Here is a 20,018-nt window from a genome sequence, read left to right as displayed (position 1 = left end):
GAGCAACCCCATCAAGACAGGCACTGCAGCGTAAGGGATCACGCGCGACTTCGGCATATTTTGTCCGCGCCGCGTACGATGGACGGTTGCGTTCACATTACGATCGACGATCATGAATCCAGGCGTTGCTTACGCCCTGGGCGCCTACACATTGTGGGGCCTGTTTCCGCTGTATTTCAAGCTTCTGCATGCCGTGCCCGCGATGCAGATCCTGGCGCACCGGATGGTATGGTCCCTTTTGCTGGTTTTCGGCATTTTGCTCGTGCGCAGGCGCTGGACCTGGATGCGCCTGCTACGCGAACAACCGGCCGTGCTCGCGCGCTTTGCCGCCAGTGCGTTGCTGCTGGCCTGCAACTGGGGCACCTATATCTGGGCAGTGAATCATGACCATGTGGTCGAGGCGAGCCTGGGCTACTACATCAATCCGCTCATGAACGTCGCCCTGGGCACGGTCATTCTGCATGAGCGTTTGCGCCCGGCGCAGTGGGTGGCAGTGGCGATCGCCGCCTGCGGTGTGGCCTGGATGACCACTGAAGTCGGGCACGTGCCATGGATTGCGCTTTCGCTGGCGGTCACTTTCGCCGGGTACAGCTTGCTGCGCAAGACGGCGCCGCTGGGGTCGCTTGAGGGGCTCGCAGTCGAAACAGCGGTCCTTTTTCCCCTGGCGTTGGTCTACCTGGGCTGGGAGGGCGCGCACGGCGCCAATGCGTTTGCCACCGGCAACTGGAGCCTGCGCTGGCTGCTGATCGCCGCTGGGCCCGTGACCACGATACCCCTGCTGCTTTTCGCTGCTGGAGCGAGGCGCATCCCCTTCTCGTTACTGGGGATTCTGCAATACCTCACGCCCACGGTCCTGCTTGGTCTGGGGGTCTGGCTCTATCACGAGCCATTTGGCGTCGACAAGGCGATCGGCTTCGGGCTGGTGTGGGTTGGCATAGCCGTGTATCTGGCCGAAGGGCTGGTGCGGCTGCGCTGGCGCAGCGTCGCCGCCTGATGCCGGTCAGCCGAGGCGACAGGCCAATACGCAGGCGATAACGGCGCTGGCCATGACGGCGCCATAATCCATCATGGCGCCTTCGCGCAGGAAGCCGCTGCCGACAAGCGCAAGATGCACGATGAGTGCCGCAGCCGCGCCCCACAGGACCTGGCGCAAAAGCCGGCCGCGGCAGGGACGCAGAACGCGCCTGCCAACGGCGCCGATCGCGCCGCCCACGGCAATCGGCATGACGCTGGTCGAGGCCAGCCATGACAGCAATAGGCTCAGCATGGGGTTTGCATTCGAAAGGGGTTGATGTGCGTCAGCAGGTGGGTGGAAGTCGAAACGTCGCTGATCCACGACGTCAAACCCGCCCGGAAATGGGAGTCGCTCCACGATGAGGGAGTGGCCGGGGGCATTGTCGCGGTGTGCGGCGTTTCAGCCACCGGGTCCCGTATCGCGAGGTGGATTGATCTGCATCAGCCGCCAAAAGCGGGCCGCGTCCGTAAAATAGCAATTTCATCATGTTATTAGCCGCCGTCGGAGTCAACCATCAGACCGCGCCACTCGATGTGCGCGAGCGTCTGGCATTTTCAGCTGAAGGCCTGAAGGACGCGTTGCGCACGCTGCGCGACACGCTTCTGGCGCATCGAACAGGCGTGCCGGGTGGCGAGGGCGCGGTTGAGGCGGCCATACTTTCCACCTGCAACCGAACGGAAATCTACTGCGCCGCCGACAACGATCCGCGCGAGGCGCTGGTGCACTGGCTGGCCGAGTCGCGCGCCCTGAGCGAGGGTGATCTGTACGAGCATAGCTACCGCCTGGTGCAGGACGGTACCGTGCGGCACGCGTTTCGAGTCGCCAGCGGCCTGGATTCCATGGTCTTGGGCGAGCCGCAGATCCTGGGCCAGATGAAGGATGCCGTGCGTGCGGCCTCCGACACCGGGACGCTGGGAAGCACGCTGGGTCAGATGTTTCAGCGCACATTTGCGGTGGCCAAGGAGGTGCGCAGCACAACGGAAATCGGAGCGCACTCGGTCAGCATGGCTGCCGCCAGTGTGAAGCTTGCTGAGACCGTGTTCGAGAATCTTGCCGACTGCCGCATCCTGTTCATTGGCGCGGGTGAGATGATTGAACTCGTCGCGACGCATTTTTCGTCGCGCCGTCCTCGCCACATGGCGATTGCCAACCGGACACTTGAGCGCGGCGCGCGCCTTGCCCAGCAGTTTGGAGCCGAGGCCATGCGCCTGGCGGATGTCCCCCAGCGCTTGGCTGAGTTCGACGTGGTCGTCACCTCCACCGCCAGCACCTTGCCGCTCATCGGTCTGGGCGCGGCGGAGCGGATGGTCAAGCAGCGTCGCCACAAGCCCGTCGTGATGGTGGACTTGGCCGTGCCGCGCGATATTGAGGCCGAGGTGGCCAAACTCCCCGACGTGTATCTCTACTCGGTGGATGACCTCACGCAACTGGTCCGTACAAACACCGAAAAGCGGCAAGCCGCGGTCGAGCAGGCCGAGGCCATCATCGAGACGCGTGTGCAGGGCTTTCTGCAGTGGATGGACAACCGCGAACAGGTGCCGCTCATCCTGCAGTTGCAGGAGCAAAGCAGGCAGTGGCAAGGCGCCGAACTGGAGCGCGCGCGCAAGCTCTTGGCGCGCGGCGAATCACCGGATCTGGTGATGGACATGCTGGCACGCAACCTGTCGCAGAAGTTTCTGCATAACGCGTTCGCCGCCATGCACCACACGGACCCGGCGCACCGTGAGCAGGTGACGCGCGCCGTGCAGCGCTTGTTTCTCACACCCCATCGCGGCTCGACGGGCTGCGGCGGCGACTCCAACAACAGCTAGCAGATCGGGGCAGCGCGGGCGGGTGCTTCACCCGCGTTGCCCGCACCTGTACGCCTGCGTGCCATTCCATGAAACCATCACTTCGTGACAAGCTCGACGCCATGCTGCGCCGCTTGGACGAGATCGACGCCCTGCTGGGAGCCCCCGATGCTGCAGCCGATCCCGGGCGCTTGCGTGCGCTCGGAAGTGAGCGCGCGGAACTGGCGCCCGTGGCGCAGCTCTATGCGCAGTTGCGCCACGCCGAAGACGACCAGGCAGGCGCGCAGGCGCTGCTTGCGGACCCCGAAATGCGGGCCTTGGCGCAAGACGAGGTGCAGGCCACGCATGCGCGCATCGAAACGCTTGAGGGCGAGTTGCAGCGCGCCCTCCTGCCGCGCGACCCCGATGACCGCAAGCCCGCTTTCGTCGAGGTGCGCGCCGGCACCGGCGGTGAGGAGTCGGCGCTGTTCGCAGCCGACTTGCTGCGGATGTACACCCGCTACGCCGAACGCCGGGGTTGGCGCACCGAGGTGGTGAGCCATTCCGACAGCGACCTCGGAGGTGTGAAGGAGGCCATTCTTCGCGTGAGCGGTGATGGTGTCTACGGGCGGCTCAAGTTCGAATCCGGTGGGCACCGTGTACAGCGTGTTCCAGCCACGGAATCCCAGGGCCGCATCCACACCAGCGCGGCGACCGTCGCAGTCATGCCCGAGCCGGATGCGCAGACGGCCGTTGCGATCAACCCGGCCGAACTGCGGATTGACACCTTCCGTTCCTCTGGCGCTGGCGGCCAGCACATCAACAAGACCGATTCGGCCGTGCGCATCACGCACTTGCCCACGGGGCTCGTGGTGGAGTGTCAGGACGACCGTTCGCAGCATCGCAACAAGGCCCAGGCCCTGACCGTGCTGGCCGCGCGGCTTGAGCAGCGTCAACGACAGGAGGCGCAGCAGCGCGAGGCAGCACACCGCAAAAGCCTTGTGGGTAGCGGTGACCGTTCCGATCGCATTCGGACGTACAACGTCCCGCAGGGTCGCGTGACGGATCACCGCATCAACCTCACGCTCTACAAGATCGATGCGATTTTGAATGGAGACCTCGACGAGTTGCTTGATGCGCTGCACGCAGAGCATCAAGCCGAGTTGTTGACGGCGCTGGGGGAGACGTGAAGCCCGTTGCATGCGCGCGGCATAGGGAAGCGGTCACGCGACGTGCGGTGGATGATGCGTCGCGCCGAGCCGTGGCTGCGGTACGAACCACGCAGGTGGTGGGGGCATGATGATTCGATGCGCCCGGCGTTTCCGCAAGTCTGAGCAGATTGCGATGACGCGAAGGAGCTTTTTCCGATGACCGCTGCGCAGTGGATGGCCTGCTGCGAGCTGCAGCGCGTTGAGGCGCTGGCTTTGCTGCGTGAGGTGGCAGGGCTGTCGCACGCCACCCTCCTGGCGCACCCCGATGCGTTGCTTGGCGCTGACGTTGCGGCGCGCTTGCAGGAGGCGGCGCTTCGGCTCCATGCTGGCGAGCCTCTGGCCTATGTCCTGGGGTGGCGCGAGTTCTTCGGCCTGCGTTTTGCGGTGAGCCCGGCGGTGCTCGTGCCACGTCCGGAAACCGAGCTGTTGGTGGAGTTTGCGCTTCAGCGCATCGCGCCCCAAGGCCGTGCGCGCATTCTTGATCTCGGCACCGGCAGCGGCGCCATCGCATTGGCTGTGGCGCACGAGCGGGCCCATGCCGAGGTTTGGGCGGTGGATGCGAGCGAGGACGCACTGGCGGTTGCCGCGCAAAACGCGCGGGCGCTGCTGCCCCCGCATCGAGCGGGCGGTGCGCTGCGGCTGCTCGCTGGCGATTGGTTCGCCGCCTTGCCGCCGCATCCGCCGCGTTTCGACATCATCCTGAGTAATCCGCCGTACGTCGCAAAGGGCGATGTGCACCTGGAAATGCTGCAGCATGAGCCGCAGCTGGCACTCGTTGGAGCTGCGGGCGGCGACGGATTGGCTGATATCCGACGCATCGTTGCCGCCGCGCCAGCGCATCTGGCCGAGGGTGGATGGTTGGCCATGGAGCACGGTTACGACCAGGCACAGGCGGTGCGAGCGATGCTGTGCGCAGCCGGGCTGACCGCAGTGGGCACGCAGCCCGATCTGGCCGGCATCCCGCGTATGACATTCGGTCAGCGACCGGTCGAAGGCCGCTGATGCCGTGTGCCCTGCGGGGGCAGGGCGCGAGGGGAATTCGCCCGGGCTGCAACTGGCGGGAGTCCCCGCAGGCACGTGCGGGCTGCCGCAAACCTACAATTCACGGCATGCGGCCAAGGCCGCGTCCACTTTATTTCGAGGCTCCCATGTCCGACGTCATCCAGCGCATTGACCAGATTGTCAAATCCAACGATGTGGTGCTGTTCATGAAAGGCACGCCACAGTTTCCCCAATGCGGCTTTTCGGGGCGTGCGGCGCAGATCCTCAAGGCCTGTGGCGTGAATCAGTACGCCAGCGTCAACGTGCTGGAGGATGAGGGGATCCGCCAAGGCATCAAGGACTACGCCAATTGGCCCACGATCCCGCAGCTTTACGTCCACGGCGAGTTCGTTGGTGGCTCGGACATCATGATGGAGATGTACCAGAGCGGTGAACTCAAGCAACTGCTTGACAAGGCTGCTGCCTGAATCGCGCGCGCGGGCCTTGGCGTGCGTCTCATTATCGGCATCACAGGAGCCACGGGCGCGATCTACGGCGTACGCCTGTTGCGACACCTGCGCGAACGCGGTGGCGTGCACACGCATCTGGTCGTTAGCAGCGCGGGTTGGCTGAGTGTCAAGGCCGAGCTGGACCTGGACCGAAGGGCGGTGGAGGCGCTGGCCGACACGGTGCATCCCATTGGCGACGTGGCTGCAAGCATTGCCAGCGGATCATTTTCCACCGGTGGCATGGTCGTGGCCCCGTGTTCGATGAACTCGCTGGGCGCCATTGCCCACGGCTTGTCGGACAATCTGCTGACGCGGGCCGCTGACGTCTGCCTCAAGGAGCGCCGTCGGCTGGTTTTGCTGGTGCGTGAGGCGCCACTCACACTGGCGCACTTGCGCAACATGAGCCTGGTGGCCGAAATGGGCGGCAGCATCTTTCCCCCGGTACCGGCCTTTTACCAACGTCCGCGAACCCTGGATGAGATGGTCGACCACACGCTCGGTCGGGTGCTGGAGCAGTTCGGCATTACGCACGATCTGGCTCCAAGCTGGCAAGGTTGGCCGCCTGCCGGCGACAACTCAACTTGATTTGCATGGCCCGGAGCTGCCGCTGCAGGGTTGGCGTGGCGCATGACACACAGCACTCGGCCATGCGTCGCGGCTGCCTGCTCTTGCTTGAGGTGGCGGTGCTGGCGGCACTCGCGCCTGTTCCGGCGATGGCCGAAGCACAAGGATCGGGCACCGCCGATAAGCCCGGCGAATTCCAGATTGCGCCATTCAACGCGCCTGCGCTGCCGTTTGCCCGGGCGCCGAAAAATGGCCTGGTTCTGTCCGGACACCTGGACAGCGAGATCATGGCGGTGACCGCTGGGGGGCTGAGCCGCCAGGCTGCCTCCGACACGCTATTGCAGGTGGGTGGGCAGCTCGATACGGCGCAGGCCGGGCTGTGGGGCAACGGTTTGTTCGAGTTCAGCGCGATGGGGCTGAAAACCAATGGCAACCTGCCTGCGCAGACCGGCGCACTGCAGACTCCAAGCAACGACTGGGCGGCCAATTTCCTGCGCATCTATCAACTCACCTACAAACAGGACATCGGCCCGAGTTTCGTGCGCGCGGGCATCATGGACATGAACTACTACTTTGCGAACGTCGGCCTCGCCGGCCAATTGCAAAACGCTTCATTTGGACCGGTCCCGACGCTGACGGCCAATGCCGATATCGCCACGTTTCCCACGCCGGGGATCGGGCTGATGGCCGGCTCCGAGCTCGGTGGCCGCTGGTCGGCGCAGGCCGGAGTGTGGCAGGCGAATCCTCCGGCGTTCCGCACCGCGCTGCGCAGCGGAGCCCTCAGCCTGTTGGAACTGGCCAAGCGCACGGGACGCCTGGCTGACGGCCAGGCTCAGGATGTGCTCAAGCTTGGGGTGTGGCATGAGCGTCAGAACGACGCGTTGCTGGGGCCATCCACCGGCGGCGTCTACGCGCTGGGCGAACATCGATGGGACGTCGCGCAAGGTCCGCGGCTGGGCGCGTTCGTGCAGCTGGCCGCCAGCAATGGACGGGTGAATGCGGTGCCGTATTACCTGGGCGCCGGGTTGCGCGTGCAGCGGCCTTTCGCCAGCCGTCCAGCGGATAACGCGAGCGTCGGCATCGCCCATGCAAGCCTGGCCGGGCAGAAGCATCCGGAAACCGTGCTTGAACTGAACTACGCATACGCGGTCAGCCGCACGGTATTCATCCAGCCAGACCTGCAGCGCATCTGGCACCCAGGCGGACGCAACCCGGGGAGTACCGTCCTGGGCGTGCGCGTGCATCTGGAGTTCTGACCGGGGGCGTATCGGGCCCCCGGTACCGCATCCCCGCCGGGTCCTGGTCGCGCCTGGCGGCGCAACGCAGGAGCGCACCGTGGTCACCCTGTCCTAGGGGGCCATGTTCGCGCGCTGCAAGGGACTCGCCGTGCTGGGCCGGTCGCTTCCACGTTCGTTGGTGGTGGCGCGACGACCCTCTGCCGGGTGTTCGGGTGGGGAGCCGTGGTCAAGACGTGCGCCACCAGGCCGCTCGATGCTGCGTGGAACACCTTGCGGGGGCGGCAGCATGCCAGCGCGCTCCAGCGGCATCAGGGTCCGCGGCGGTTCCACAACGGACCTCGGCAGGGGGCGCTGGCCTTGTTGCCTGTGGGATTGATCCGGCGGTGGCGGTGAAAACCCCGGGTGCGGGGCATACAGGCCAGGCTGCGGTGTTGCGCTGGGTGCAGGACGGGGCGAAGGATAGGGCGCATAGGGCCGCATGCCAGACGGGCGCGGCTGGGAAAGGCCGGGCTGCCCCAGAGCACGATCGCGCGGCGTGGGTGGGACCATGCCTGCGCGTTCCAGCGGCATCACGGTGGTCGGCGGCGCCACACGTCGCTGCGGCCGGTAGCCTTCCGATGGGTGCGGCACCACGCGTACCGCATGGCCCGGCCACAGGCGCGGTGCGGCGCCTGCGCCTGGACCCGGTGTGTAGGGAAGGACTGGCGGCGCCGCCGGCTGGCGCGTGGCCAGCACCGGACGCTGCGGTCCGCCGCGCGGGGCCGGCACCGGCCGGGCTTGGCCGAGCACGCTCTCAGTTCGCGGCTGCACGTGCGGCCCATCGGCGACGGACAGCGATTGCATGCGCGCGAGCGGCAAGGGGCGTGTCGCACGCCGCACGGGTTGGCCGCGAACAAACACGTCGCGCGGCACAACGGTCAGCGATTGCGGGGGCAGGCGACCGGGTGTCACGGTGCGGCGTACGTTGAAGTCCTCATCTTCGCGCCGGATGGCCGTGCAGCGATTTACGGCGACCAGATAGGTGGGTGTATAGGCATAGGGCGGTCTGTAGAGCTGCCCCGGGGCGAGGGGAAACCAGGCCACCGCAGCCGATGCGTTGACCATGTCCGCCGTGAATGAGCCGCCGCCGATAAACGCCACCAAGGCAGGCGCGTACACCGGGCGCACCGCGACGGGCCCCGGCACCCACGCCCACGATCCGGCAATCCACGCCCAGCGGCCGTAATGAAAGGGGGCGAATCCCCAAGGCTCGTCGGCGATCCAGGTCCAGCCCCAGGGCGCAATCCATGCCCAGTGGCCATCCCGGTACGGAACCCAGCCTGCGGGCACACGCGGGAACCACACGGCGCCGAACGCTGTGTTGTCCTGCCAGGTTCCCCAGTCATCCAGGCCTTCGTAACCCGTGACCCAGGGTGAAACGTAGCGTGCCGTGATCGAGGCATCCTCACGCCTGTTGCGCTCGACGACCCAGTGGTCGAAGGCATCAAGCGCCGGGTCATTCTCGGCGGCAATGACGGTAAGATCACGCCCCGCAAAGCGCACCTGCTGTCCCATCTGCACGGAAGCCGGTGCAGCCGTGTCCCCAAAGACAGCGGCTTGGCCGTCATGCAGCGTGACCGTGGTGGTGTCGGCGAAAGGATCCACGTCCAAACGCGCGTCCCCAGCCCCCTCCAACTGCAAGGCAAGGTTGGGTGTGTCCACCTCCACACGCTGCTGCGACCCGAAGTCACGCACGCGCAGTTCCACCGTGCCTTGCGACAAGGAAAGCTGCATGTCCCGCTCCTGCAGGTCAAGCACGCCAAGCTCGCTTCCCGGGCCGATGCGCACGGCATCCGGTCCGGCCAGGATTTCGGCGCGGCCACCCTGTGGAACCCAAATCCGGTCACCCAGGCTGATGGGCCGATTCAGGCTTGCCGCAATCCAGGTCTCGCTGCCGGCGGGCAATAGGCTCACCTGACCCACGAAATTGTCCAGTCGCCCCACGATCGCTGGCGGCTCTTCGGCATGCGCGGCGGGCACCATGCAGGCGAACACGACGGCAAGCAGGCTAGAGGTACGAGCAAACGGGCCCATGGCGGAACTCCAAGGTGTCTGAAGACACAGTATGAACGTGATTCGATGGCTTGCGCATGACAGGCGTTGCAAAAAAACCGGTCAACGAATGCTGAGCCCACCGCTGTGTGTGCCCGGACAACGTTCGTCCGGCGCCAGCCGGCCCTGTCAGAGCCGCCAGCCAAATACCATGCGGTCTTGAAGCAGGCGGCGCAACGGTGGCAGCATGGCCAGGCTTGCGAGGCAGCCGGCACGGATTGCCGCAGAGCCTGGGGCCTTCCAGGTAAAGCCGCGCGCGAGAAGATCCGTAAGGCCCACCAAGGCAGCGCGGTCGGGGAGGCGGGCGCGGTCGTAGCGCAGCAACAGCGCGTCCAGGTCATGGTCAGGGTGTGACGACTGCGCGAGCGTCCATCCGAGCAGTTGCCCCAGGGTTGCCGCATCGCGCAGCCCGAGGTTTAAGCCTTGACCGGCCACCGGGTGCAGAGTCTGCGCCGCGTTGCCCAGTTGCACGATGCGCCCCAGGCGCGTGCGCCATTGGGCGTTGAGCCCCAGAGGGTAGCTTCCGGCAATTGCCAGCTCCACCACGCGGCCGCACGCCGCGGGAAGAAGGGCCTGCAGTGCAGCGATCTGGGCGGTCTTGTCCGTGTCGCGTAGCACATCGGCCTGGGCGGGCGGGACACACCACACAAGCGCGTAGTCGGCGCCGCGCGGCAACAAAGCCACCGGGCCGTCGGACGTGAAGCGCTCAATCGCCAGGCCTGCATGCGGACGGTCGCAGCGCACGCGGCCCACCAGGGCGGTCTGGTGATAGTCGTAGCGCAAGGCCCGTGGTGTCTGGGTGTGAAAGGCGCCGCCTTCGGCGAGTATGGCAAGCTCGTAGGCTGGAGCCGCGGACGCGGCCTGAGGGCTTTGTGTGCGCGCCTGCGCCCCGTCGTCTTCGGTTGAGCCCCGACGCAAGAGCACACCGCCCTCGGTGGGCAGCGCCTGTACCGCCTGGCCGTACTGCACCTCGATGCCTGCTCGCAGCGCTGCGGCCTGCAGCGCTGCGAGCAGCTCCCCATAGCGCAGCGTGTAACCGAGTGCAGGCAATCCGGCGTCCTGCGCGTTCAGCCACACGCGGGGCAGCGAAGCCAGTCCGGGCGCGGCTTGGGAGACGTGGATGCGGGTAATGGCGGTTGCCGCCGCATCGGGCCAGGCGCCAGCCGCCACGAGCAACTGCCGGCTGCCTTCGGACAGGGCCAGCACACGCGGATCGGCCAAAGCCGTGCCGGGGTCGGGCAGGGCATCAAACACCGTGACGTCCACGCCTGCGCCCAGTCGCTGCAGGTGCAGGGCCATGCTCAGGCCGACAGGTCCCGCGCCGATAATGGCCGCGCGCAACCGCTTGGCGTTCAAACCAGGCGTATGGCCAACCGCCTGCTCGTGCATGGGCAGGTTCGATGGATGGAGGGAAGCCCCGCGCATGGCGTGCCTTGGCATCAGCCCGCCTGCATCCAGTCTTCGATTTCGGCGATGCTCTTGGGCGCCATCGCAGTGAGGACCTCGCAGCTGCTCTCACGGATGAGCACGTCGTCCTCGATGCGGATGCCAATGTCATGGAAGGCCGCGGGGACGTCCGCTGCGGCTCGGATGTACAGGCCCGGCTCGATGGTCATCACCATGCCCGGGCGCAGGATCCGCGGAGCGGGCCGCGTGGTGCCGTCGGGCAGCGTTTGCGGGGGTTCATCGGGCTCGGTGTACTCGCCGCAATCGTGCACGTCCATGCCCATCCAGTGGCTGGTCCGGTGCATGTAAAAGCGGCGGTACGCGCCCGTGGCGATCACGGCGTCCACGTCAGGCGCGGTGTCGCGCGCCACCAGCCCCGTATCGAGCAGGCCCTGCGCCAACACGCGCAACGCGGCGTCGTGCGGGTCGTGGAAGCGATTGCCCGCGCAAGAGGCCGCCAGTGCCGCCTCTTGCGCTTCGAGCACAATGGCGTACAGGGTGCGCTGAGGGCCATCAAAATGGCCGTCTGCGGGAAACGTGCGGGTGATGTCGCTGGCGTACCCATCAAGTTCACAGGCAGCGTCGATCAGCACGAGTTGGCCCGGGTTGACCGGTGCGCTGTCGGCGCGGTAATGCAGGATGCATGCATTGGCCCCAGCGGCAACGATGCTGCCATAGGCCGGAGACTGCGCACCCCCAGCGCGAAAGGCATGCAGCAGTTCAGCCTCGAGGTGGTATTCACGCAGGCCCTCGGAGGGCGGCTGACGGCAGCCGCGGGCGCTGGCCTGCATGGCCCGACGGTGCCCCGCAGCCGAGATGGAGGCGGCACGGCGGATCACGGACAGCTCAAAGTCGTCCTTGAACAGGCGCATCTCGTCCAGCAGGGCGCACAGGTCATACTGTGCCGCCGGCGTGCGGTGCCCCGCCCGGGACTGGCTGCGCACGGCGGCAAGCCACTGCTCGACCCGGGTCTCGAATCCGGTGTGCACAGCAAACGGCCACCACACCCCGGCTCGGTCCGCCAGGATTGGGGGCAGCTCCGCATCAAGCTGGGTCACGGGCCGAGCCGCATCAAAACCAAAGGCTTCGCGTGCCGCGTCCGGGCCGAACCGAACGCCATCCCAGATTTCGCGCTCGGGATCCTTGGCACGGCAAAAGAGGGTGCTGCGACTGCCCCCGTCGGGTTCAACAACCAGGACCAGAACGCTTTGCGGCTCACTGAAGCCGGTCAGGTAATAGAAATAGCTGTCGTGCCGGTACGGATAGTCGCTGTCGCGGTTGCGCATGACTTCGGGCGCGGTGGGGACGATGGCCACACCGCCGCCGGCTCGCGCCATCTGCGTGGCGAGGCTTGCGCGGCGTTGTGCACAGCGGGCGAGGAGGGTGGCGTCTGGATGGTTCATGGGTCGGTGCAAATTTCAGGTCTCAGCTTAGTCCCAAGGGCGTCGCCCTGACGGCAGGGTGGAATGCGCGTGTCCGCAGTTCGGCGTCCAGGCTGGCAAGTTGCTCCGGGGTGCCGATGTTGTGCCAAACGCCCCGGAAGTGTTCGCCGCTGACGCGCCCCGCATCCACCTCGGCGTACATCCACGGAAAGAGCTTCCATGCCTGACGCGCCGGTTGGGTGGCGAACAAGTCGGGGTGGAACACGCCGATGTTGCCATAGTTGAACAGGCGGTGACCCAGTCTGCGCACGCGGCCGTCGGGGCCCAGCGCCATGTCGCCGCGGGGATGATGGGGCGGGTTGTCGGTGAGCACGAAATGAGCGGTGGTGGCTTGCGGATCGGCCGCAATGCGTGCTGCAGCAGCCCGCAGGAGGGCGTAGTCGTAGTCCGTGTAGATATCGCCGCTCACCACGATGAACGGCTCGTGGTCGCGGCTTGTCAGCAGCGGCAGGGCCGTGGCGATGGCCCCTCCGGTCTCGTAGGCGTCCTCAGGCTCCTCGGAGTACACAATGCGCACGCCCAAGGCGCTGCCATCGCCAAGCGCTGCAGGAATCTGCGCGCCAAGCCAGCCAGTATTGACGACAAACTCGGCGACTCCCGCATTGCGCAGCCGCTCGATTTGCCAAACGATGAGGCTTTTGTGGGCAAGGGGAAGCAGCGGTTTGGGCGTCAGATCGGAAAGCGGTTGCATGCGTGACCCGCGCCCAGCCGCGAGAATGAGGGCGCGCATCAAAACGTGTAAGCCGTCTGCACGGCCAGACCCTGGAGGCGGTCGAGAAGACGCAGCAGAGGGGTGAACTCGCGGTAGCGCGCAGCCACCGGCCGGACATAGCCCATGACGGTGGGCAGTTCAGCCAGATAGTCAGCCTTGCCGTCGCGGTAAAACAGACGCGCAAAAATACCGAGCACTTTGAGGTGGCGCTGCAGCCCCATCCATTCAAAGTCGCGATAAAAGACCGAGAAGTCTGAGTCGACCGGCAGGCCCGCCTTGCGCGCCTGTTCCCACCAGCGGATGGCCCAGTCGAGCTGCTGCTCCTCGGGCCAGCTGATGTAGGCGTCGCGCAGCAGCGAGACCAGGTCGTAGGTGATCGGGCCACGCACGGCGTCCTGGAAGTCGAGCACGCCCGGGTTGCCCAGCTCCTGGTCAGCTTCGAGCACCATCAGGTTGCGACTGTGGTAGTCGCGGTGGACGAGCACGCATGGCTGGGCCAGGTTGTTGGCCAGGAGCGCATCGAAAATGCCCTGCAGTGCGTTGCGTTCGGCCACCGAGAGCTCCGCACCAACATGGCGGGCCACATACCACTGGGGGAACAGCTCAAGCTCGGCGCGCAGCCGGCTTGCATCGTACAGGGGGAGGTCGGGTGCGCCGATGCCCTGGAGGCGCACTAGCGCGGTCAGCGCATCACGCATCAGTGCATCGCAGCGTGACAGGTCGCCTTCGGCGCGTGCGCCCTGCAAGGCTTTGAGATAGGTGGTGGAGCCAAAGTCGCTCAGCAGCACCAGACCGCGTTCGACGCTGCTTGCCAGGATCTTGGGTGCGGAAAGCCCGCCAGCCCTCAGCAGTGTGGCGACTCGCAGGAAAGGCTCAATGTCCTCACGGCCAGGGGGCGCATCCATGACGATGAGCGTGGTTGCCGGCGGCTTTTGCATGTGCACGCGGAAATAACGCCGAAAGCTGGCATCGCTGGACGCAGGCTGCAAGGTCGTGGCATCGGCGTGCAGGCCGGCCGGTGCCGTGGCGAGCCACGTGCAGATGGCCTGGATGCGGGCATCGGCAGCACCGCCCGCACCCAGCGACTCGACGCCGGCTTGGGTCTCGGGGGGTGGCACGGGTTGGGTTCGGTCAGCTGGTGCGGGTGGGAAGTCGGCCATGGAAGCGTGAAGGATTGCGGGCGTGTGCCCAGCCGTTGGGGTGGGCTTCCTATAATCGGCAGGAATTTTAGGCTGCGGCAGCATGCTCGGGTCCTGCAGCCGGCCGTGATGATTCGGGCAGGTTCGCGCCGCGGGCCTGCGGATTTGTTGTGAGCCCTGCAGCATCCGCGCCCCGCCGCATTTTCCCACTATCGGCCCGCCCTCGCCGTTTCTATCGCCTTCCCAGTGCCCATCGTTTCGTCGACCCCGACCCGCCTGCTGTGCCGCACGCGGCTGCGACCGCGGCTGATCGTGGTGGCGTTGAGCATGGCGCTGGCGGAGATGGCGCCGGCACGGGCGCAGCAAGGCGAGCCCGCGTCGGCTGAACATCTGCAACTGGTGCCCACCCCAATCCTGGCTGAGCGCCTCTCACCCGAGGCGCAAATGCGCGAGCCGGTTTTCATCTGGGCTGACCAGCTCACGGGGCAGACCGATATCGAAGTCAGTGCTCACGGCAAGGTGGAATTGCGCAAGCACAGCGTGGTTCTCAAGGCTGACCGGTTGCACGATGACCTGGTGCGCAACACCATTGACGCGCAAGGCAACGTTCGCATCATCCGTGACGGCAATGTGTTCAGCGGACCGAGTTTGCGGTTCAACCTGGATACCTACGCCGGGCAGATGCCCGATGCGCACTATTACTTCAATCGTACCCAGGGCCATGGCCAAGCCGACGTGGTGACCTTTCTCAGCCGCAACGTCGTCAGCGCCGAGAACGCGACCTACACTACCTGCACGGCAAGCCCCGCCGACTGGTTCGTGCAGGCCACGCATCTCAACCTGGATCTCGGTGACAACACGGGTGTGGCGCGGAACGGGCGCGTGGTGTTCAAGGGGGCCACCATCTTGCCGCTTCCTTACGCCAGCTTCCCGCTCACGGACGCACGCAAATCGGGGTTCCTGCCTCCAACCATCGGCATCGACAGCCAGAATGGATTGGATTACGCGCAGCCCTATTACTGGAACATTGCGCCCAACTATGACGCGACCCTCACCCCGCACCTGCTGCTGCGCCGCGGGTTCATGGGCAGTGCCGAAGTGCGGTGGCTGCAGCCGAGCTTTGCCGGCACCAGTTACCTCGACTACATGCCCTCGGACAGCAACACGGGCGGAGCGCAGCGCTGGGCGGCGGTGTTTCAGCAAGGCGGCACGCTCGCACCCAGGGTCAGCTACGGGCTGAATCTGCAGCGTGTGTCCGACAACAACTGGTGGCGGGACTTTGGTGGCGTGGATCCCGTCATCGCTGCAAACCGCACGCTTCCGCAGCAGGGCCAGATCACCTGGAGCCAGGACAACGGATCGTTGCAAGCGAGCTTCAACAGCTGGCAGACCCTGCAAAGTGACGTGTCTCCGATCGGCGTGCCGTACAACGTTCAGCCGCGCCTGTACGGCACGTGGCACAGTCCGAATTACACGGGACTGCAGTGGCAGATTGCCACCGAGGCCGCACGGTTCACGAACTCCACACCGGGCCTGCTATCAGGCGACAGGCTGTATATCAACCCGAGCATCTCCCGACCCTTCATCGCCCCCCAGGGCTTCGTCACGCCCAAGCTTGCCTTCAACAGCACCTACTACAAGACCGACTCGCCCATGGCCGACGGCGCCAGCTCGAGCGTGCGCGACGTGCCCACGTTCAGCCTGGACTCAGGGTTGGTCTTCGAGCGCAACACGCGCCTGTTCGGGCGCAGCCTCGTTCAGACCCTCGAGCCGCGTCTGTATTACGTCTACACGCCCTACCGCAATCAACAGGACCTGCCGAATTTTGACAGTGCGCCTCTCGGCCTGAACCTGTCCACAATCTATACGGACAACGTATTTTCCGGCAGCGACCGCATTGCGGATGCGAACAACGTGACCGGTGGGGTCAGCACCCGATTTCTCGATCCCCAGAATGGCACGGAGTACGCACGCCTGACGCTGGCGCAACGGGTGCTCCTGCGGGAGCAACGGGTGACGCTGACGGGCAATCCGGTCGCCGCTGGCCTGAACGACACCTACGCACTGGCAAGCTTGGCGATTTCGCCAAACTGGAGTGCCACGTCAGGCGTGGATTACAACTTGCGGGGCCGGCAACTGGTGCAGGGCGCGCTGACGGCGCAGTGGCATCCTCGGCCGTTCAAGACCGTGAGCCTGTCCTACCAGATTCAAAGCGCAACGGCCACGCAGATCCCGCTCAAATACATGAACACCGCCTGGCAGTGGCAGTTGTCCAGCCGCTGGTACTCCGTCGGGCAAGTCAACTACAGCATTCGTGACAAGCGCTTTAATGACGGCTTGGTGGGCTTCGAGTATGACGGGGGCTGCTGGGTTGGGCGTATCGTGGTGCAACGTAGTTCCATCACCACGGCCACAGCGGCCACGCGACTGCTGTTCCAGCTTGAACTCTCGGGTTTCTCACGCCTGGGCAACAATCCAATTTCGGCACTCCAGCAAAATATCCCTGGTTACCAACTGCTGAACCAACCCACGGCTCCACCAAGCCGTTATGCAAACTATGAGTAAACGCATTCTGTGCGGTGCAGTCATCGCTGCTGCGGCGCTGAGCAGCAGTGCCGCTTGGGCCCAGGGCCTGGGACTGAGAACGGGGCCTGGTCCAGCCGGGCAGGGATCCTCGATGCTGCTGCAAACGCCGCAACTGCCTGCGACGCCCGCAGCGGCGCTGCCGCAGCCCAGCGCGTCCGATGCGGACGGCATCGCCGCGGTCGTCGGTAACCAGGTCATCACCCAGTATGACTTGAATTTGCGCATGCGCGCGGCCGAGCAGCAGATTGCGCAGCAGGGCGCACGCGTGCCGCCACCACAGCAATTGCGCGCCGAATTGCTGAATCAACTGATCGACCAGCTGGCGCTCGCGCAGTTCGCCACCGACAGCGGCATTACTGTCGGACCCGACACGGTTGACCGGGCGATTGCCCAAGTGGCGGCCGGCTACAAACTCACGCCGGCGCAGTTCCGCAAACAGATCGAAGCAGAAGGCCTGGGCTGGGACGACTACAAGGAGCAGGTCAAGCGGGAGATCCTGATCGGCAGGCTGCGAGAGCGTGAGGTGACTGCGCACATCACGATCAGCGACCAGGACGTGGACGAATACCTCGCCAGCCGTGGCAAGCAGGGCCTCGGGGCGCAGACGCAGGTGCAGCTCGCGCAGATCTTCGTCCCGCTGCCGGACAAACCCAGTGCCGAGCAGGTCCAAGGCGCCAAGGCCCGCATCGACGAGGCACTGGCCAAGCTGCGCCAGGGACGCAAGTTCGCGCAGATTGCTGCGGAGTATTCTCAGGGACCCGAAGCCAAGGACGGGGGCAACCTGGGCGTGCGTCCGGCCGGGCAGTGGCCTCGCCTGTTCATGGACGCGATCCAGGGTCTGCAGCCAGGGCAGATCAGCGGGGTGATCCGCAGTCCCGCGGGTTTCCACATTCTTCAGTTGGTCGCCGAACAAGGCGCCCAGAGCCCCGAGACCAGCGCGATGCAGGCCCATGTGCGAGAGATCGTGCTGGATACCGACGGCGGCAAGTCCCGCGAGGCCGCCATGAAGGAACTCTCCAGCATTCGCGACGCGGTCGATGCAGGCAAGGTGCAATTCACCGAAAAGGCACGTGAACTTTCGCAAAATCTGGCCACGGCGAAAAGTGGCGGCGACCTTGGTTGGGTGCTGCCCGGTCAGTTGGCGCCGGCGTTGGATGCCGCGCTGAACCGGCTCAACCCCGGCCAAGTGTCTGAGCCGATTGCGCTGCCAGGTCAGGTTGTGCTCCTGCAACTCGTTGATCGGCGCGAGCATGCTCTGGGGAAGGGGCAGGAGCGCGCCGTGGCGCGCAACATCCTGCTGCAGCAGAAGCAAGCCAAGGACTTTGATAACCTGGTCAGGGACGTGCGCGCGCGCACGTACGTGCGCATACCCGGCGAGGACTCGTGATTGGCGCGCAGCCCCTGTGACGCACTCGCCCATGTCATCCACTTCGCGTCGCCCCGGTGGCGGGCCCACCCGGATTGCGGGCCATACGGCACGCAAGCGCTTTGGCCAGCATTTTCTGACTGATCCCGGGGTGATCGACGCGATCATGGCCGCGCTGGACCCCCGCCCTGGCCAGCAGCTCGTGGAAATCGGCCCTGGGCTGGGCGCCCTTACATGGCCGGTGCTTGACCGCGCGCAGCACCTGACGGTGGTCGAACTTGACCGTGATTTGGCAGCGCGCTGGCGCGCGCGCGAGGCGCAGCGGGTGCGGGTGATCGAGTCGGACGCGCTGGCGCTGGACTTCACCACGCTGGGTGCGGAATTGCGCGTGTTTGGCAACTTGCCCTACAACATTTCCAGCCCCCTGCTGTTCCACCTGTTGAGCGCGGCTGAACGGGTCCTTGATCAGCATTTCATGCTGCAACAGGAGGTTGTGGCACGGATGGTGGCGCAGCCTGCATGTGCCGACTATGGCCGCATGTCCGTGATGCTGCAGTGGCGCTACCGCATGTGGGATATCCTGCACGTTGGCCCGCAGGCCTTTTCACCGCCGCCACGCGTCCATTCGGCCGTGGTCCGCATGCTGCCGCGCGCAGCGGGTGAACTGCGCGGCCTCGCACCCGAGCGGCTGCAGGCCGTGACGGCCGCCGCGTTTGCCCAGCGTCGCAAGCTGCTGCGCCACAGCCTGGAGCCATGGCTGGCGGCACGCGGCTACGGCGGTCATTTTGACATGCAACGTCGTGCCGAGGAAGTCGGCGTGGACGAGTACGTGCAGTTGGCTCTGGACGTCGCGGCGAACGAACCGCCCGCAGTATGAGCCGCGCGTCTGGGCACTTGTTGTCGGGGCGCTGCGCTATGCCGCTTCGGCGAACCACACCCCGTACCAAGGCGCGGGCCGCGCGCAGACGGCCTTGCTCCTCACTGGAAAACCCGGTTCATCTTCGCCCCGCGATGCCCCCGGGCAGGCATGCGGGTTACAGAAAAGAATAGAAAACCCGAAACTCCACGCCCTGCTCGTACCAGAAATCGGCCGCGTCACGGAATACATCAAGCAGCGTTTCGCGCGCCTCTTTGTCGAAGCGCTGGGTCACCGGGAGTTGCTCCAGCACGATGACAAACCCTGGTTGGGGTCCGGCCCCGGCAATCATGTCCGTGAGGCAGTCGCGCAGGGCGTCGAAGTTTTTGCCAAAATGCTTCGGAAACAGGAAGGAGCGGGCAACGGTCTCAAGGACCTCTTGCTTCGTCGTGCCCTCGGCCAGATTGGCGTAAAGGAAATGCTGCCCAAGATCCTGGGCCGCGGCCATGAGGGCGGGCACGCGATAAGCGCGAATCGACTGCACGATATTCGGTCGCAGGGCTTTGAGATTGACTCCGCCCTCGGCCTCACTGAGCGATGGGTTGGAAACTTGCGTAGTGATCATGGGTGTAGTAACAAAGGTCGGGGGTGCGCTTGGGTCCCCCGCAGATAATCCGTCGTGCTCCCCGATTGCGGCTTCTCGGGGTTTGCACCGTGTATTCGTGGTAATAGCCGCGGTGCCGCTGCGGTAAAAGCTTCTCATAGTTGCCGAAGACGATGCCGTCTTTGGCATAGGGAAATGGGCCGCCCTGCCGAATTAACACGAGTGTGTGCTGGGCTTCACGGGGAAGTTGCCGAACCGGGAGCGCCTGCGGCGCATTGGCTGGCCGCACCCATTGCTCGCGTGTCTGGGCCTGGTTCCACCCCATGACTGACGGACTTGCGAAGCCAGCCGTTGACACCACCGCCAGGATCGCACCGAGCACCCGATGCCGGGTGGATTGCGATCTCGATTTGATGAATCGATCGATACGGGCGGTGAGCCTGAGCACGGAATTCAATTTCGGCGACTCTGCTGATCCCAATGAAAAGT

At 65.5% G+C, this 20,018-nt stretch carries 18 protein-coding genes; 10 read left to right on the top strand and 8 right to left on the bottom strand.

Annotated elements, in window-relative coordinates; translation table 11 throughout:
* Positions 1-112: 112 nt before the first annotated feature.
* Positions 113-994 (top strand): EamA family transporter RarD, encoded by an 882-nt coding sequence (gene rarD, locus CD04_RS0117330; protein WP_031409055.1) that lies wholly within the window; start codon positions 113-115, stop codon positions 992-994.
* 6 nt (positions 995-1,000) lie between these two features.
* Here rarD and CD04_RS0117325 read toward each other — a convergent pair whose 3' ends face one another.
* The gene (locus tag CD04_RS0117325) at positions 1,001-1,267 is read right to left on the bottom strand and encodes a hypothetical protein (protein ID WP_031409053.1); all 267 of its coding nucleotides are present in this window, start codon (positions 1,265-1,267) and stop codon (positions 1,001-1,003) included.
* A gap of 233 nt (positions 1,268-1,500) precedes the next feature.
* On the opposite strand from CD04_RS0117325, the gene hemA reads away from it, so the two are divergent.
* The 6 genes from hemA (at position 1,501) to CD04_RS0117295 (ending at position 7,305) form a co-directional block, all read left to right on the top strand.
* Entirely contained in the window at positions 1,501-2,826 is a 1,326-nt protein-coding gene (gene hemA, locus CD04_RS0117320) for a glutamyl-tRNA reductase (protein WP_031409051.1), read from the top strand.
* Between the two features lie 68 nt (positions 2,827-2,894).
* Positions 2,895-3,974: a peptide chain release factor 1 gene (prfA, locus tag CD04_RS0117315; RefSeq protein ID WP_031409049.1), complete on the top strand. Its 1,080-nt coding sequence runs from the start codon at positions 2,895-2,897 to the stop codon at positions 3,972-3,974.
* Positions 3,975-4,151: 177 nt separating this feature from the next.
* A complete protein-coding gene (gene prmC / locus CD04_RS0117310) occupies positions 4,152-4,997 on the top strand; it encodes a peptide chain release factor N(5)-glutamine methyltransferase (RefSeq protein WP_031409047.1) in 846 nt (281 codons plus the stop codon).
* 146 nt (positions 4,998-5,143) lie between these two features.
* Entirely contained in the window at positions 5,144-5,464 is a 321-nt protein-coding gene (gene grxD / locus CD04_RS0117305; RefSeq protein WP_031409045.1) for a Grx4 family monothiol glutaredoxin, read from the top strand.
* 21 nt (positions 5,465-5,485) lie between these two features.
* Positions 5,486-6,070 carry a UbiX family flavin prenyltransferase gene (locus CD04_RS0117300; protein WP_038168499.1) on the top strand — a complete coding sequence of 195 codons (585 nt, stop codon included), beginning with the start codon at positions 5,486-5,488 and terminating at the stop codon, positions 6,068-6,070.
* A gap of 35 nt (positions 6,071-6,105) precedes the next feature.
* Entirely contained in the window at positions 6,106-7,305 is a 1,200-nt protein-coding gene (locus CD04_RS0117295) for a carbohydrate porin (protein WP_197033154.1), read from the top strand.
* A 93-nt stretch (positions 7,306-7,398) separates the two neighbouring features.
* Here the strand turns inward: CD04_RS0117295 and CD04_RS22175 are convergent, their stop codons facing one another.
* From CD04_RS22175 to CD04_RS0117270, 5 genes are all read right to left on the bottom strand, one after another.
* The gene (locus tag CD04_RS22175; protein WP_051849378.1) at positions 7,399-9,360 is read right to left on the bottom strand and encodes a DUF6600 domain-containing protein; all 1,962 of its coding nucleotides are present in this window, start codon (positions 9,358-9,360) and stop codon (positions 7,399-7,401) included.
* 147 nt (positions 9,361-9,507) lie between these two features.
* On the bottom strand, positions 9,508-10,767 hold the full coding sequence (locus CD04_RS0117285; RefSeq protein ID WP_081858137.1) for an FAD-dependent monooxygenase: 1,260 nt from the start codon (positions 10,765-10,767) through the stop codon (positions 9,508-9,510).
* Positions 10,768-10,817: 50 nt separating this feature from the next.
* Positions 10,818-12,227 (bottom strand): aminopeptidase P N-terminal domain-containing protein, encoded by a 1,410-nt coding sequence (locus CD04_RS0117280; protein WP_031409035.1) that lies wholly within the window; start codon positions 12,225-12,227, stop codon positions 10,818-10,820.
* A gap of 22 nt (positions 12,228-12,249) precedes the next feature.
* Positions 12,250-12,996, bottom strand: coding sequence for an N-acetylmuramate alpha-1-phosphate uridylyltransferase MurU (murU, locus tag CD04_RS0117275; protein ID WP_038168497.1), 747 nt, complete (start codon positions 12,994-12,996; stop codon positions 12,250-12,252).
* Positions 12,996-14,138, bottom strand: coding sequence for an aminoglycoside phosphotransferase family protein (locus tag CD04_RS0117270; protein WP_081858067.1), 1,143 nt, complete (start codon positions 14,136-14,138; stop codon positions 12,996-12,998). Before CD04_RS0117270 ends, murU begins: the two co-directional genes overlap by 1 nt.
* 225 nt (positions 14,139-14,363) lie before the next feature.
* Here CD04_RS0117270 and CD04_RS0117265 point away from each other — a divergent pair, with 225 nt between their 5' ends.
* From CD04_RS0117265 to rsmA, 3 genes are read left to right on the top strand one after another with little or no spacing between them, the layout of a single operon-like run.
* Entirely contained in the window at positions 14,364-16,682 is a 2,319-nt protein-coding gene (locus tag CD04_RS0117265; RefSeq protein WP_231480678.1) for an LPS-assembly protein LptD, read from the top strand.
* A complete protein-coding gene (locus CD04_RS0117260; RefSeq protein ID WP_038168495.1) occupies positions 16,675-18,090 on the top strand; it encodes a peptidylprolyl isomerase in 1,416 nt (471 codons plus the stop codon). The genes CD04_RS0117265 and CD04_RS0117260 overlap by 8 nt, the downstream gene beginning before the upstream one ends.
* A 31-nt stretch (positions 18,091-18,121) precedes the next feature.
* Positions 18,122-18,946, top strand: coding sequence for a 16S rRNA (adenine(1518)-N(6)/adenine(1519)-N(6))-dimethyltransferase RsmA (gene rsmA, locus CD04_RS0117255; RefSeq protein WP_051849376.1), 825 nt, complete (start codon positions 18,122-18,124; stop codon positions 18,944-18,946).
* Between the two features lie 157 nt (positions 18,947-19,103).
* Here rsmA and CD04_RS0117250 read toward each other — a convergent pair whose 3' ends face one another.
* Positions 19,104-19,616: a barstar family protein gene (locus CD04_RS0117250; RefSeq protein WP_369792866.1), complete on the bottom strand. Its 513-nt coding sequence runs from the start codon at positions 19,614-19,616 to the stop codon at positions 19,104-19,106.
* Positions 19,513-19,977: a ribonuclease gene (locus CD04_RS23355; RefSeq protein WP_369792856.1), complete on the bottom strand. Its 465-nt coding sequence runs from the start codon at positions 19,975-19,977 to the stop codon at positions 19,513-19,515. Before CD04_RS23355 ends, CD04_RS0117250 begins: the two co-directional genes overlap by 104 nt.
* Between the last annotated feature and the right edge of the window lie 41 nt (positions 19,978-20,018).

Source organism: Thiomonas sp. FB-Cd, from assembly GCF_000733775.1.
Lineage (GTDB): Bacteria > Pseudomonadota > Gammaproteobacteria > Burkholderiales > Burkholderiaceae_C > Thiomonas_A.
Note: the sequence above shows the minus strand (reverse complement) of the source record. Positions and strands in the feature narration are given on the sequence as shown.